Here is a 15037-nt window from a genome sequence, read left to right on the forward strand (position 1 = left end):
TTTCAATTTTCTATTATGGTGCTATTTTAAACAAATATTTTCATTCGGGCCCTTTATTTTTCAATTCGGGGCAAAGTTTAATGTGCCTTTAATTATTTAGCAAAAACACCGGGTTTAAGTCCTAAACGTGTGATTATATCGGCACTCCTGTCATAGCGTGGGTTTGCGTAAAGCATAATTACCTCGCTGTTTTTATCAAATACCATATCCAGGTTCTCGCTTTCGGCTAAGGCCTGTACGGCTTTGGCAATTCTATCCTGTATAGGTTTAACCAAAGCATTGCTACGCTGGGTTAGCTCACCATCCGGACCAAATTTTCCGCGTTGAAAATCCTTAGCTGCTTTTTCCTTTTCAACTATCTCGTTCTCGCGGCGCTTTTTCATATCAGCGGTCATCAGTACCTGATCTGCCTGGTAGGCTTTGTACATCCGGTCGATCTCTAAAAAGCGGGCATCAACTTCTTTTTGCCATTGGGTAGAAAGCGAGTTTAGCTCCTTTTGTGAAGATACATAATCGGGTATATGTTTCAATATATAATCAGAGTCGATATATGCCAGCCTTTGAGCAAATGCGCAAGCGCTCATCAATAAAGCAAAACTCAAGGTTAAAAACAGCTTTTTCATTTTTGGTTTTATATTAAATGTATTGACGTTAAAATACGCAATATATTGCTTTTCTTAAATATTTACTATTTAATTTCAACATACATTAATTAAACCCACCAGTTAAACTTTGTGATATAGAGAAGTGGAACTGGCCTTTGTTTGCATCGGGAGCACCCGGTATAGCATCAAACCCATAACCATAATCCAGACCCAATAAACCAAATATAGGTAAGAAGATACGTGCACCCACACCCACCGAACGCCTTACGTTAAACGGAGCATAGTCGCTAAACGAATTCCAAACGTTTCCACCTTCGGCGAAAGCCAGTAAGAAAATAGTAGCGCTTTGGCTGGCAATAACAGGGTGACGAAGCTCCAACATATATTTGTTAAACACAGGGCTACCCGGGTTATTATCGGCATTGTAGTTTGAACCAACCGGAACGATAGAGAAGTTTTTGTAACCCCTTAAACCGATGATCTCGCTACCTTGCAAAAACTGATAACTCTGCATACCATCACCACCTAATTTAAAGCGCTCAAATGGTGCCTGGCCTACATCTTTATTGTAGTATCCCATAAAGCCAAACTGTGCCTGACCTTTCAATACCAGTTTACCATATATTTTTTGGAACCACTGACCTTCAAATTTCCATTTGTGGTACTCAACAAATTGGTAACGCTCTTGCGGTGTAGCAATTTTATAGTTGGTGCTGTTAAATGCCGAGTATGGCGGCGTTACCTGTACAGTGAACTTTAAGTTTGAACCCGATGTTGGATAAATAGGCGCATCTAAAGAGTTACGGCTTAATTCCTGGGTTAATTTAATGTTCCATGAGGTACCATTTTTGAACAGGTAGCCCGGATAGTTTTGTAAAGAGTAATGATCTACATTGAATGAGTAATTCAATTGGAAGGCATCATCTGGCCATTTTAAACGCTGACCCAAAGTAATACCTGCACCATTAATTTTCAAGTGATAATAATTGGGATCGTCGCTTGCGTAAACAGACGCGTTTGAACTTAACTGTGTGTAAGCTGTTAATGCGAAGTAAATAGGTTTTTTACCCCCTAACCAAGGCTCAGAAAATGTGAATGAATAATTTTGATAGTTCTCGCCGTTAGACTGACCTCTTAAGCTCAGTTTCTGACCATCACCTTTAGGCAGCGGGCGGTATGCCTTACCATTAAACAGGTTACGTAGCGAGAAGTTGTTGAACGTTAAACCTAAGGTACCAACCAGTTGGCCACCACCAAAACCACCCGAAAGTTCGATCTGATCTGAAGGTTTTTCAACTACGTTATATACAATATCAACGGTACCATCTTGCGGGTTAATGTTGGTTGGGCGTGGATCTGTTTTTTGCTCATCAAAGTTACCCAGTTGTGTAATATCACGTGTACTGCGAACAATGGCTTCTTTTGAGAATTTCTGACCTGGCTTAGTGTGCAGATCACGTAGAATTACTTTATCGTTTGTTACATCGTTACCTTTTATCAATACACGGTTAATGGTGTATTGAGGGCCTTCGTACATACGAATATCCACATCAATAGTATCGTTGTAAATACGGGTTTGAACAGGGTCTGACTGATAGGTTAAATAACCGTCGTTAAGATATAGCGACGAAATATCATCACTATTGGCTGTTGGACCGCTTAAGCGTTTGGTTAGGTTTTCTTCGCTAAACACTTCGCCTTTTTTAATACGAAGCAAAGTATTTAAGTAGTTTGTAGGATATTTGGCATTGCCCGAGAAGGTGATATTACCAAAGTAATATTTAGGCCCTTCGTACATTTTGATCTTGATATCAACCGTATTATCATCATGGCGATAAACTGAATCCTGTATAATTTCGGCATCGCGGTAACCTTTGGCTTGCAGTTTTTCTACAAAACCCTGTTTATCCTCTTCATACTTATCACGCATAAATTTTTTAGAACCGAAAAGGTTATACCATTTACGCTCTTTGGTTTTACCCATATAACTCTTTAATTTTTTAGGATTAAAGGCCACATTACCTTCAAAGGTTATGCTGTTGATCTTAACTTTCTTTTTCTTATCAATGGCAACATCCAAAATAACACTGTTGGCATCAGCCGGGTCTTTGCGTTGTTTGATGTTTACGGTAGTATTTAAATAACCCTTTTCGTTAAAATGCTTTTTAATGATGATGGTAGTTGTATTCAGTAAATTTTCGTTTACAATTTTACCCGATTTATCATTCAGCTTTTTCTGGATATCTTCTATCTCACCTTTGCGGATGCCTGTTAAATGTATGCGTGATAAACGCGGACGCTCAAGGATCTGGATATCGAAATAAACAGAATCAGCAGTAAGCCTGGTGATGTTTAATTGCACATCATCAAACAAGCCTTGCTCCCATAACGCTTTAATTACGTTTGACGATGCTTCGCCGGGAATAGTAATTTTATCGCCTTTGTTTAATTTTGAGATCTGGATCAATACATCTTTATCAAGATGCTGAATACCACTAACTGTTATACCACCAATAATATAATCTTTCGGATTTAGATAACTTAAAGTGTCGGAAGAACCCGGCCTGGTCAATTGTTGCCTGGGCTGGTTTGACACCTGTGCCCAAACACCAGAACAGAACATAGAAAAAAGAATAGCAAAAAGGAATTTATTCATTCGAATATTTTGGTGGCTAAAATAATTTATACAGTTGTTAAAAAGTGTTAAACATAAAAATATTAGTTAACCTGCTCGCTTGTAAGGCCAAAACGGCGTTCGCGCTTCTGAAAGTCCAATATGGCTTCGTACAGATCTTCGCGCCTAAAATCGGGCCATAGTTTATCGGTAAAATACAATTCGGCATAGGCAATTTGCCATAGCAGATAATTGCTTATGCGGTATTCGCCGCTGGTACGGATTAACAATTCCGGATCGGGCAGGTTAGATGTATGTAAATGTTGCGAAAAAACCGCTTCGGTAATATCGGTAGCCTTTAACTCGCCGCTTTCAACCTTTTTGGCTATGGCTTGTGTGGCTTGTAAAATTTCGCGGCGTGAGCTGTAGCTTAGCGCCAGGGTAAGTGTTAAACCAGTGTTGTTAGCCGTTTTGTTAATAGCGCTGGTTAACTCATCGCTGCACTTTTTGGGCAGCATATCCATATCGCCTATGGTATTGAGGCGAACATTGTTTTCCATTAATTTTTTGATCTCTTTATTGATGGTTGATATCAACAACTCCATAATGGCGGTAACCTCAAATTTAGGGCGGTTCCAGTTTTCGGACGAGAAGGTATAGAGTGTTAAATATTTGATGCCTAATTCGCCGGCCCCTTCAACAACATCACGAACAGAAAGTACACCATTATGATGGCCAAACACGCGTAGTTTGCCTTTTTCTTTGGCCCAACGGCCATTACCATCCATAATTACAGCTATATGCTGTGGTAACCTCGCCGTATCTATTTGCTCTTTAAATCCCATTATTAAATCAATGCCATTAAGCTGCAAATACCGAATTATAAAAACCTGAAAGCGGGTAACGCATTGCTATGTTATATTATTGTTTTATAATCCGCTGTTAACGGTTGTTTTATTAATTAATCAAATATTGTTTCCAAGCCCAAATAAGCACATTATATGCCATTAAACCTGAATACATTAAAAAATTTCAGGGGACAAAGGTAAAACTTAGTTTGTATATTTTTATTATATGGTGGAAAAGAAAAAGCGACTTAACTTTATTTAACAAATATCACCCACCATCACAATTAAAATCCGCTTAAGCTGCCTGTGTTACAACCTTGTTTTATATAATTGTTTAATATTTGCAATTGGTAGTTTATTGTAAATTGTAGATATTTATATTCCATAATCCCATACCAATGGTATCATCATTAAGTATATTTTTCATTGTTGCATTCTACTTCTATTTTAAGCAGCATTATGAAAAACTCATAGCGGCTAAAATAGATGACATTGCCGAGCGTGAGAGCTATTTGAAAAAGCTAAAAATGAAACTCATGATATTCCCGGCGGGGGCTGTAGCTATTGTTGTGCTTTACGCGATATCGTACACGCTGATGCGCTTATACCCTGATTCTGATGTTGATGTAAAATCCTTACGAAGGATTGTTGACGCGGCTGCCGTAATTATGTTCGCGGCTGTTTTTATGATAGATAAGCGCGAACTTGACCATAGATTGCGGATGAAAAAGAAAATAGAGCCGCTAATAGATAAAAACGAACCGGGTATTGATATACCCGAACCCGTGGATGTTATTTAAACTGATACATTAAAAACACATTAACAGGTTAAGTAAATCAGTTTTGTTATTTAACATTAACGGAAGCTATAACACTTATCACTTAAAAAGGTGAATGATACCGTAAGGTTTAAAAACATATAGGTATCGTTACGAAAGTTGCCGCGCTGTGAACCCGTTGAGCCAATGTAGCCTGTAGCCCGCTCTCCCGAACGATCGGATAGTATTTTGGCAATATCTGTACTTAGGGTACTTTTGTCGGTATAAGAGCCATAAACATCGTCTAAATAACCTGTATTGGTGGTACGGTAGCCCAAATCCAGAATTAAGGTAAATTGGCCTCCTACGTTGTACTTGATGCCGGCGCCATAGGGTATGGCTATGGCCGATTCTTTGTAGGGTTTTGATTGGCCCTCGGTGGTTAAGGCCCGCAATTCGTAGTCTGCACCGTTGTAGGTTGCCATAGGGTTATAGGCGGTTATTGCAATGCCCGCAAATACAAATGGGGTAATTACATTTTTACCGATCTGTGGGATGTAGGGTAGAAAGTTTATCTCGCCAATCAAACTAAGTTCGTCCAGGTTGGTGAAGAAACTAAGGTTGCGGTTCTGCATTTGCAGGTTTGACGATTGGCTATCGCTCCCCGAAATGGTGGCATGCGTATAACCGAGCTTCAGGGAGAACACATCAGTAAGGTTGCGTTTTATAAATGCGCCAAATACCGGGTCGGTAAATTTGAGTGGATTGTTTGGATTAAAATCGCCAATGTAACCTGAGCCACCTACCGATGCTCCTATTTCCCAGGTTTGGGCATTCGCGGTGCAGGCGAGTACGATGAAACCCATAAAAAATGGAAGTAAAAATTTGGGCATATTCAAACGCGGGTACATTTTAATAATTACGGGCATCAATACCCCACAACAACTTGTTTCTTAACGTTGTTAAATAGGTTTCATTATTAAGGCGCACCAAATTTAACTCGAATGCCGCTTTGCGGATGCTGAATTTAATAGAGCTATCGATAACAACAGTGCGCGAATCGCAAGAGATCAAATAGTTGGCGCTGCGGCATTCCACTTCGAAGGTGAGTACGCTATCGTCGCCCAATACAATGGGGCGTACATTTAAATTATGGGGTGCTACCGGGGTAATTACAATATTGCCCGACTGTGGTAAAACTATGGGTCCACCACAACTTAAGGCATAGGCCGTTGAGCCTGTTGGTGTTGATACAATAATACCATCGGCCCAGTAAGAGTTTAATAACTCGCCGTTAAGGTAGGCGTGTATCGTGATCATGGCCGAATCATCGCGTTTGTGGAAGGTAACATCGTTTAGCGCGAAGTTATCGTCGCCAAATACTTTACTTTCCGATTCCACGCTTAACAAAACGCGGCTATCTAAAGTAAACTCATTGTTTACAACAGCGTGTATGGCCGCGGCTATATCATCCTTATTAATACTGGCTAAAAAACCCAAACGGCCAAAATTGATACCAATTACCGGGATACCCGAATTACGAATGAAAGAAACGGTATCGAGTAGTGTACCATCCCCGCCAAGGGTAAGCAATACATCAATAAGGCCTTGCAATGGCTGGCCTTTAGTGAAGGTTTTACAAGTACCCGTGATTGTTGTTTTACCAGACAGGAACTGGTACAAATCGTGGTAAACATATATTTCTACCTTGTGCTGTGCCAGCGCGCTAAAAACCTGCTGCACATAGGGTAAAACGGTATCGTTAAATTGCCTGCTGTAAATACCTATCTTCATGCGGTTGCATTACAGGTTGAGATAATTCATCAACGAATCGTAGCGGTTCATTGAATCATCGTCAACCGGGGTAAAATTGAAAGTGGCTTGTACGGTGTAGTTGTAGCGCAAAAAGGCGGCTACTATGCCCGATATATCCTGCTTGTTTACTTTAAGGGTTATTTCTAAACGGGTAGAATCTGGAAAAGAACGGAGGTATGAACTCAATACCTGCGCGTTATCCGACTCTACTATTTGCGCCATGTGCGCCAGTGAGTTGTTGCGGTTTGTAATTTCTAAAACGATGATACCACCCGGCTCGGCAACTGATGTGAGTTTGGCAAAGTATTCGTTCATGCTGTTGATAGATATCGCGCCTAAATAATTTTTGCGGATATCTAAAACCGGAACTATGCTTAGATCCTGCTCGTAAAACAGGCGCATTACATCGTAAATATGCTGGCTTTCTACAACATAGGGGTTAACTAAGGTTAGGAATAGATCGCCTATGGGTTTGTTGTAATCGGTTTGTTCAATAAGTTCGTCTTCGGATACCAATCCTAAAAAAACATCATCGTTAACTATAGGGAAATGGCTCAGCTTAAACTCTGCCATACGGTCAATAACCTTTTGGATCGTATCGGATGATCGAGCAGGAGGCATTGCGTTTGACAGTAGTTCTGATGCTAACATATTATCCTTTAAGCTTTTGCAGGAAACCTTTCAATAACCTGTTAAATTCCAACGGCTGCTCCATCATTGGGGCGTGGCCGCATTGATCAATCCAGTGCAACTCGGAGTTTGGTATCAGTTTATTAAACTCCTCGGCTACATCAGGCGGTGTAATTTTATCGTTCTTGCCCCATATTAACGCTGTGGGCATGTAAATCTTATGTACATCTTTAGCCATGTTGTGCCTGATGGCCGACTTTGCCATAGCTAATATACGAATAACCTTATGGCGATCATTCACCATAGCGTAAACTTCGTCAACCAGTTCTTTGGTAGCGGTTTTAGGATCGTAAAAAGTATACTCAACTTTTTCCTGCACAAAAGCCATGCTTTCCCTGCGGGGGAACGAGCCTCCAAAAGCGTTTTCGTATAGGCCAGAGCTTCCGGTTAATACCAATGCTTTTACTAAAGCGGGATGTGCCAATGTATAGATCAAAGCTACGTGGCCGCCTAAGGAGTTACCTATTAAAACAAAATCGCTAAGGCCTTTAAACTTAACAAAACGGTGTACATATTTTGACAGGGTTTTAACGCCTGTAGTTAACAAGGGCAAATCGTAAATTGGCAGCATCGGTATTATTACCTTATACTCTTTACTAAACTCGTTAATAACGTCTTCCCAATTGCTTAATGCGCCCATTAAGCCGTGTAGCAACAACAGAACTTCGCCCTCGCCTTTTTCGATATAACTAAAACCGTTTTCCTCTTTAAGCACGAAATCCATATATTCTGTAAGTGTTTTTTTTGTATTAAGATTTTTATGCTTTAATACGGGTAAAGTATAAAATTTTATACCCGGCATAAAAATAGTTTATTGAAATGGAGTTACAACAATTTAAGCAATAATTTAACTTAATAATTGTTTTACCACTTCGGATATTGTTTTACCATCGGCTTTACCAGCCAGTTCTTTATTGGCGGCACCTATTACTTTGCCCATCTCTTTTACAGAGGTTACGCCTAACTTTTCAATCAAACATTTGATAACTGCTTCAATATCGGCGCGGTCCATTTGTTTGGGTAAATACTTTTCAATTACCTGTAATTCTTCTATTTCTATCTGGTATAGATCGTCGCGGTTTTGGGTTTTGTAAATATCGGCAGACTCTTTACGTTGCTTGGCCAATTTTTGCAAAACTTTGATCTCTGCTTCTTCGCTGATCACATCGCTCGCGCCTTTTTCGGTACGGGCAACCAATAAGGCTGCTTTAATTGCTCTTAAAGCACGCAAGTCATCGGCTTGTTTAGCCAACATGGCTTTTTTTATATCCTGATCTATGTTTTCTATTAAAGTCATGGTTGATTGGTTGAATTGTTTATTGGGTTATTAATTCCTTTTATCATTTGCGCATCTGCATATTCGCACATCTGCACATTAAAATTATGTTCGGAAAAAGGTGGTGGCGTTGGCTTGCGCTGTGGGTACCATCACTATTTCGTTAATGTTGACGTGTGCCGGGCGCGAAGCGGCAAACCAGATGGTTTCGGCTACATCTTCGGCTACCAGGGGTTGCAGGCCATCGTATACTTTTTTGGCGCGTTCCTTATCTCCGTGAAAACGAACTTCAGAAAATTCGGTTTCTACTGCTCCCGGGTGTATGGCTGTTACCCTGATCCCGTAAGGTAACAGATCAACCCGCATGCCTTTGTTTAAAAAATCTACAGCGGCCTTACTGGCACAATATACGTTGCCGTTGGCATAAATTTCTTTCCCGGCGATAGAACCCATGTTGATGATATGGCCGGAGCCGTTGGCTATCATCCAGTTGGATACTATTTTGGTTACGTATAATAAGCCTTTTACGTTAGTGTCTATCATGGTTTCCCAATCGCTTATCAGTCCGTATTGTATCGGGTTTAAACCCTGGCTTAGGCCCGCGTTGTTAATGAGTACGTCTACTTTTTTCAAGTCGGCTGGTAAACTTTCTAAATTGGCTGCTACAGCGTCTTTATCCTGAATATCAAAAGCACAGGTGGCTATGCCGATGTTGTAACGCTCATTCAGCTGTTTGGCTAAAGCCTCGAGCCTATCCTGGCGGCGGCCTGTTAGTATCAGATTGTATCCTTCGCGGGCGAATGTATAAGCGCAGGCTTCACCAATTCCGGCAGTGGCACCTGTAATTAAGGCAATTTTAGACATAGACGTATTAATAATCAGCACGAAGTTATGCTTTTTTAACTAACCCGCTATTACTCGAAATAGATAGAAAACACCAGTGTATGTAAAAATAGCTGGTCTATTGGTTTCGAATAGGGGTTATCGGCGTTGGTGAGGATGTTTTTAAACGAGTTTGAAATCTTGATCTCGGGCGAAAACTTGAAATAGCTAAAGTAGATATCGCAACCAATACCAGCTTCGTATGATAGATAATTACGGTTATTATTCACCAGTTTTTCGAGCGGAGACATGTTGGCATCTTCTTTTTTGGGGCCGGTTATGCTGTACGAATATTTTGCACCACCAATAAGGTATACCCTAAAATCGCCTATCCTGTCGGATTTTAATTTGAATTGCAGGGGTATTTCGGCCAGGGCGGCGCTGATGGTTTTATCTACATTTTGCGCCGGGGTTTTATATTGGTAAGATATTTTACGATCGGTAAAAGAGAGGCCGGGAGTTATACGCACCTCCAGGTTATCGGTTATGCGCAAACGGGCCAAAAAACCTACGCCAAAACCGGCTGATGTGCTTGATGTAATGCTGGTTAATGAATCGGTAATGTACTTACCTGCGTCGGTATAAAAATAAGGGTTACGCCAGTCATCCTTTTTCAGGATGCGGAAATCACTCCCGATATATGAAAAGTGAAAACCGAAGCCATAATCTTCATAATCGGCTCCCCCACCCCATGCCGGTACCTGAGCGTACAACTTTGTACCGCATATGAACAGGAAACAAACAATGAGGTAAAGTTTTTTGATCATTTAACGCCGGTGTATATGGAACAAATACCAAACGCCAATGGTTTATGTTTGGTATCTTTAAAACCTACTTTATCCATTAGTTTGGTAAAAGTTTCACCATCCGGAAAGGCGGCTACAGATTCGGGCAGGTATGAATAGGCCCTTGAATCTTTAGAAAATATTTTGCCGATGCCGGGAGTGATATAGTTAAAGTAGAAGTTGTACAACTGTTTTATTGGGAAAGCTTTGGGTTTGGAAAACTCTAACACAACCGCTTTGCCTCCCGGTTTTAAAACACGGTAAATGTCGGCTAAACCAGCTTCGAGGTTTTCGAAATTGCGGACACCGTATGCTACTGTAACCGCATCGAAAGTATCGGCATCGAATAATAAACGTTCGGAATCGCCTAAGCGGACCTCGAATTTATCACTCAAACCACGTTTAGCAATTTTTTGATCGGCAACATCAAGCATCCCCCTCGAAATATCTACACCTATTATTTTTTCGGGCTTTAATATTTTCAAAGCTTCGAAAGCGAAATCACCTGTACCCGTGGCTACATCCAAAATTAACTTAGGCTGATCTTTTTTTAGCTGATTGATGGCTTTTTTACGCCAGATGATATCGATGCCCAACGACATAAAGTGGTTGAGAAAATCGTAGGTTTTGGATATATTGTTGAACATATCGGCCACCTGCTCTTTTTTGGTAACCTGTTCGTTTTGGTAGGGAGTAACTGTTTTGCTCATTAGTGAGGCAAAGGTAGATATTTTGATGGAAGATGTAAGATGTAAAATGGAAGATGTAGGTGTTATGGAAAATGTGAGATGGAAAATGTAAATCATTTTAACATCTTCCATCTTACCTATTACATTTTACATCATTTATACATCTTACATTAAGCTTTCAATTCTCCCAACAAACCCTCAACATCCAAATATTCGGTGAACATGGTGAGGTTGCCGTTATCGTCTTTTGGCCAGAGTTCTTTAGGTCTATCCCAATATAATTCTACTCCGTTTTGATCCGGGTCGTTCAGATAGATCGCTTCGGATACTCCATGATCCGACATTCCCGTTAAGGGGTATTTCAGGTCTATCAATCGTTGCAGAATAGCGGCAAGATCTTTCCTTTCGGGGAATAAAATAGCAGTGTGATATAAGCCTGCCGCTCTAACCGGTGCCGGGCCCATGCCTTTGCTATGCCAGGTATTTAAACCAATATGGTGGTGATAACCCCCTGCCGATATAAAGGCGGCCTGATCGCCATACATTGTCACTAACTCGAAGCCCAATACGCCGCAATAAAAATCTAAAGCGCGTTGCAAGTCTGTCACTTTTAAATGTACGTGGCCAATGCGCGTTTGGGCAGGGATTGTATAAGTCTCCATTATTATATGTTTAAACATCTAAATTACGGATGATAATTTAGAATGATGTTAGGGTATTGTCAATTTATTCTTTAAAACTACTCGCATGGAAATGAATTTGAAATTAGCTTATCATCTTTAAAATAGAAATCAGCATAACACCGGTCAGATTCTTTGATTATCTTATTATTTGAACATACAGTGCCCCAATAGTAAACCAATACTTCACTTCCATCTGATTCTTTTATCGTATCAGGTTCTCCAAATACATTTAGAAATGCAACTTTAGTGTTATTCATTAATTGATAATCTTTTAAAAGTTTATCGGCAAGCTTAGTATCTCTAATCCGCGAGCAACCGCAGGTATCCTTACTCCAACGGTTATCAAGAGATCCGATTTTATTTGAGCTACAACCCACAAATAATAATAGAGCAACCATTGCGACGATTCCAATCTGAGTGTTCTTCATTTCATAACTCGTAAAACGATAAGTTATTTGGTTAAGCAATGTTAAAAATACTTAATAAATGTTAACGCGAGTTACTTAATAAAACTAAATAATTAGTTTAGGAGAGTATTCAACCTATTACAATTATATCACTATGTATAAAATATTACTGACTACTTTTTTTGTTTCTATTATTTTATTTGGCCAGGCTCAAAACCGGGCTGTTATTAAGGGTAAAGTTATTGACTCGCTCAGTAATGAACCCATGGAGTTTACCACCGTAGCGGCTTTAAATTTGCGCGACACCACGAACTCGCTCATAGCTTATACCGTGACAGATAAAAAAGGTGCCTTTACCTTGCATAACATGCCCGCCGGTGTACCCATAAAACTTTTAATAACTTTTGTTGCTTATCAACCTTATCGCAAATTTTTAACGCTGATAAAAGCTCAGGAAGTTGACCTGGGCATAGTTCACATGGTGCAAAAACAATTGGCTCAAGTAGATATTGTTGGCGAGCGCCCGCCTATTGTGATACGCAAAGATACTATTGAGTTTAATGCAGAGGCCTTTAAAACCCGCCCCAACGCTATGGTTGAAGATCTGCTTAAAAAACTACCCGGTGTGGAGGTTGACCACCAAGGCAATGTAAGTGTTAACGGCAAGGCCATAAGCAAAGTTACAGTTGATGGGCACGACTTTTTCACCAATGACCCTACCATCGCTACCAAAAACCTTGACGCCGACCTGATAGACAAAGTACAGATATATGACGACCGCGAGAACGACCCCGACCACTTAATACCTGCGAGCGATGTTAAAAAAATAATAAACCTTAAGTTTAAAAAGCCTTTTCGTAAAGCCATATTTGGTAAAGTATATGGTGGCGCAGGCACCGAGCAGCGCTACAATACCGGCGGGCTCATCAACATGTTCCGCGATACTTTGCAGGTAAGTGTTATAGGCCAATCCAACAACCTTAACAATACTGGTTTTTCGTATAACGACCTGCACGAATTAGGCGGCATTAACCGTGGTGGCGGCAGCGGCTTTGGCAACCCCAGTTTTGGCGCTGCACAGATAAATGGTATACAAAAAACCACATCCACGGGCGTAAATATCAATACCGACTATGGTAAAAAGTTAAAAATAAACTTATCGTACTACTATAACCACAACATTAACAACTTTAGCAGCCTTACCAACAAACAGCAATTTTTACACGATACCGATCTGGTTAATAACAGCATAACTACACGTGTTAACACTACTGATAGGCATAACCTAAGCGCTACCTTGCGCTGGCACCCTAACGATGCTACCGAATTTACTTATGCACCAGGCTTTAGCTACACTACAAATAATTCGGGCAATAATACAACCGGTAACAGTTTCAGTAATTATGTGTCGCGGCTTAATCAAACCTTTACTAACGATAGTACCAATAATCATAATCTGCAGTTTGCTCAGGCTATATCGTACAACCGCCAGCTTAAAAAGTCGGGCGAGTCTATCAGTATCAGCAACGAGTTGCGTGTTGAGCCAAGTGGCGGCATATCTTATAACGAGAACGGGTTAACTTCTTATGTATCAACCTTCCCATCATATTTACTAAGCAGGCGCGGCAATACCGATAACCGCGCTACAGGCACCGGCCTTAGCATTGCTTATCGTTATCCGGTGAGCAAAAAAATAACGTTAAGCATCTCGGAAGCGGAAAGTTACAATCACCAGGTAAACAATACTGCCACTTTTGACCGCGACCCTGCCACGGGCAATTATGATACCTTTTTACAAATTTTGAGCACTGCTCTTACCCGCAACTTATGGACCAACAATACCAACGCGGGTATAGCCTATAATATCAGTGAGAAGCTATCGTTCCAGGGTGGCTTCAACGCACAGTATATGAACGTAAACAACCAGTTTGATAGGGGCTATGCCGATATTAACCGATCGTATTTTGCGCTGCTCCCTAACGCGCAGTTACGTTATAAACAAACTACCTTTAGCTATAGCAGAAGCTTTAACACACCTAACATTGGTGATTTAGTGCCTTATTCGGTGGTTTTTAGTCCGTTATATTCCGTTACCGGGAACCCTAACTTACGGCCAACCCGATCAGATAATTACAATGTAGTTTATTTTGGATATAACCCGCAAAGGCAAACGAGTTTGAGCCTTACAGCGCATCTGGGGATAGACCACGACGGCATATTCAGGGAGCGCACGCTTGATGCGTTTGGTGTCGAGACAAGTACCCCCCTCAACATGGACGGACGTTATAATATTACGGGGCAAGTCTATTTTAACAAACGTTTTAAAAAGCAGCACGGCATTATTTTTAGTACCGGCACTAATTTTTCGCTAAGCAAAAACCATAATTTTTTTGAATTGAACCATGTGGACGGTTATCAAAATTCATATTATATAAGTTACAGTCAAAACTTCGGAATCAACTGGAATGACATAATTGAGATTGAACCGCGATATTCGCTGCGTTATTCACGATCGGAGTATACCGGTATAGCACTTAACCCGGTAAACAATGCAACTCACACGGCAGATACTCATTTCAACGTATACTGGCCGGTACATATCAATTGGGAGGGCAATTATACCTATAATTACAATCCGCAGGTTTCACCAGGTTTTCAAAAAAGCTCGAATCTGTTGAGCATCAGTGTAGCACACTCATTCCTGAAAAAAGATCATGGCGAGCTTAAATTATCGTGCTACGATATTTTGAATCAGGCCATTGGCACAAACCGGATTATATTTGAGAACAACATAACCGACACGCAATCGCAGATCATAAAAAGATACTTTTTGTTAACCTTCCAGTACAGGTTTATGAAATCGACCTCAAAAGCCGACGAGAAGCCAAAGCCTTCGTTTAATATGGGGCCGATGATGAGGCTAATGTAATTTTTGGTTAAAAACAGTTAATAATTGTTAAATCATACTTAGATAGCTTGTATTGC

The 15037-nt window shown here is 40.5% G+C and carries 15 protein-coding genes; 2 read left to right on the top strand and 13 right to left on the bottom strand.

What is annotated here, in order from left to right; all coding sequences use genetic code 11:
* Positions 1 to 92 precede the first annotated feature (92 nt).
* From ABIN91_RS05900 to ABIN91_RS05910, 3 genes are all read right to left on the bottom strand, one after another.
* Positions 93 to 623, bottom strand: coding sequence for an OmpH family outer membrane protein (locus tag ABIN91_RS05900; protein WP_348049461.1), 531 nt, complete (start codon positions 621 to 623; stop codon positions 93 to 95).
* An 85-nt stretch (positions 624 to 708) separates the two neighbouring features.
* The gene (bamA, locus tag ABIN91_RS05905; RefSeq protein ID WP_348049463.1) at positions 709 to 3261 is read right to left on the bottom strand and encodes an outer membrane protein assembly factor BamA; all 2553 of its coding nucleotides are present in this window, start codon (positions 3259 to 3261) and stop codon (positions 709 to 711) included.
* Positions 3262 to 3323: 62 nt separating this feature from the next.
* Positions 3324 to 4064, bottom strand: coding sequence for an isoprenyl transferase (locus tag ABIN91_RS05910; RefSeq protein ID WP_348049465.1), 741 nt, complete (start codon positions 4062 to 4064; stop codon positions 3324 to 3326).
* A gap of 401 nt (positions 4065 to 4465) precedes the next feature.
* Between ABIN91_RS05910 and ABIN91_RS05915 the strand changes: the two genes are divergently transcribed.
* Positions 4466 to 4867: a hypothetical protein gene (locus ABIN91_RS05915; RefSeq protein WP_348049467.1), complete on the top strand. Its 402-nt coding sequence runs from the start codon at positions 4466 to 4468 to the stop codon at positions 4865 to 4867.
* Between the two features lie 56 nt (positions 4868 to 4923).
* On the opposite strand, the gene ABIN91_RS05920 is transcribed toward ABIN91_RS05915, so the two are convergent.
* From ABIN91_RS05920 to ABIN91_RS05965, 10 genes are all read right to left on the bottom strand, one after another.
* A complete protein-coding gene (locus ABIN91_RS05920) occupies positions 4924 to 5718 on the bottom strand; it encodes a DUF6089 family protein (RefSeq protein WP_348049469.1) in 795 nt (264 codons plus the stop codon).
* 19 nt (positions 5719 to 5737) lie between these two features.
* On the bottom strand, positions 5738 to 6619 hold the full coding sequence (locus ABIN91_RS05925; protein WP_348049471.1) for an NAD kinase: 882 nt from the start codon (positions 6617 to 6619) through the stop codon (positions 5738 to 5740).
* Between the two features lie 9 nt (positions 6620 to 6628).
* Positions 6629 to 7291 carry a CBS domain-containing protein gene (locus ABIN91_RS05930; RefSeq protein ID WP_348049473.1) on the bottom strand — a complete coding sequence of 221 codons (663 nt, stop codon included), beginning with the start codon at positions 7289 to 7291 and terminating at the stop codon, positions 6629 to 6631.
* Between the two features lies 1 nt (position 7292).
* Positions 7293 to 8054, bottom strand: coding sequence for an alpha/beta hydrolase (locus ABIN91_RS05935; protein ID WP_348049475.1), 762 nt, complete (start codon positions 8052 to 8054; stop codon positions 7293 to 7295).
* A 123-nt stretch (positions 8055 to 8177) separates the two neighbouring features.
* On the bottom strand, positions 8178 to 8627 hold the full coding sequence (locus tag ABIN91_RS05940; RefSeq protein WP_348049477.1) for a GatB/YqeY domain-containing protein: 450 nt from the start codon (positions 8625 to 8627) through the stop codon (positions 8178 to 8180).
* Positions 8628 to 8711: 84 nt separating this feature from the next.
* Positions 8712 to 9470 carry an SDR family NAD(P)-dependent oxidoreductase gene (locus ABIN91_RS05945; RefSeq protein ID WP_348049479.1) on the bottom strand — a complete coding sequence of 253 codons (759 nt, stop codon included), beginning with the start codon at positions 9468 to 9470 and terminating at the stop codon, positions 8712 to 8714.
* 50 nt (positions 9471 to 9520) lie between these two features.
* Positions 9521 to 10255, bottom strand: coding sequence for an outer membrane beta-barrel protein (locus ABIN91_RS05950; RefSeq protein WP_348049481.1), 735 nt, complete (start codon positions 10253 to 10255; stop codon positions 9521 to 9523).
* A complete protein-coding gene (gene ubiE, locus ABIN91_RS05955; RefSeq protein ID WP_348049483.1) occupies positions 10252 to 10983 on the bottom strand; it encodes a bifunctional demethylmenaquinone methyltransferase/2-methoxy-6-polyprenyl-1,4-benzoquinol methylase UbiE in 732 nt (243 codons plus the stop codon). Before ubiE ends, ABIN91_RS05950 begins: the two co-directional genes overlap by 4 nt.
* Positions 10984 to 11132: 149 nt before the next feature.
* A complete protein-coding gene (locus ABIN91_RS05960; RefSeq protein ID WP_348049485.1) occupies positions 11133 to 11624 on the bottom strand; it encodes a VOC family protein in 492 nt (163 codons plus the stop codon).
* A 77-nt stretch (positions 11625 to 11701) separates the two neighbouring features.
* The gene (locus tag ABIN91_RS05965) at positions 11702 to 12073 is read right to left on the bottom strand and encodes a hypothetical protein (RefSeq protein WP_348049487.1); all 372 of its coding nucleotides are present in this window, start codon (positions 12071 to 12073) and stop codon (positions 11702 to 11704) included.
* 133 nt (positions 12074 to 12206) lie between these two features.
* Between ABIN91_RS05965 and ABIN91_RS05970 the strand changes: the two genes are divergently transcribed.
* Complete coding sequence (locus tag ABIN91_RS05970; protein ID WP_348049489.1) at positions 12207 to 14981, top strand: TonB-dependent receptor; 2775 nt, start codon at positions 12207 to 12209, stop codon at positions 14979 to 14981.
* Positions 14982 to 15037: the final 56 nt, after the last annotated feature.

The sequence above is a fragment of the Mucilaginibacter sp. genome (assembly GCF_039921305.1).
Taxonomy (GTDB): domain Bacteria; phylum Bacteroidota; class Bacteroidia; order Sphingobacteriales; family Sphingobacteriaceae; genus Mucilaginibacter.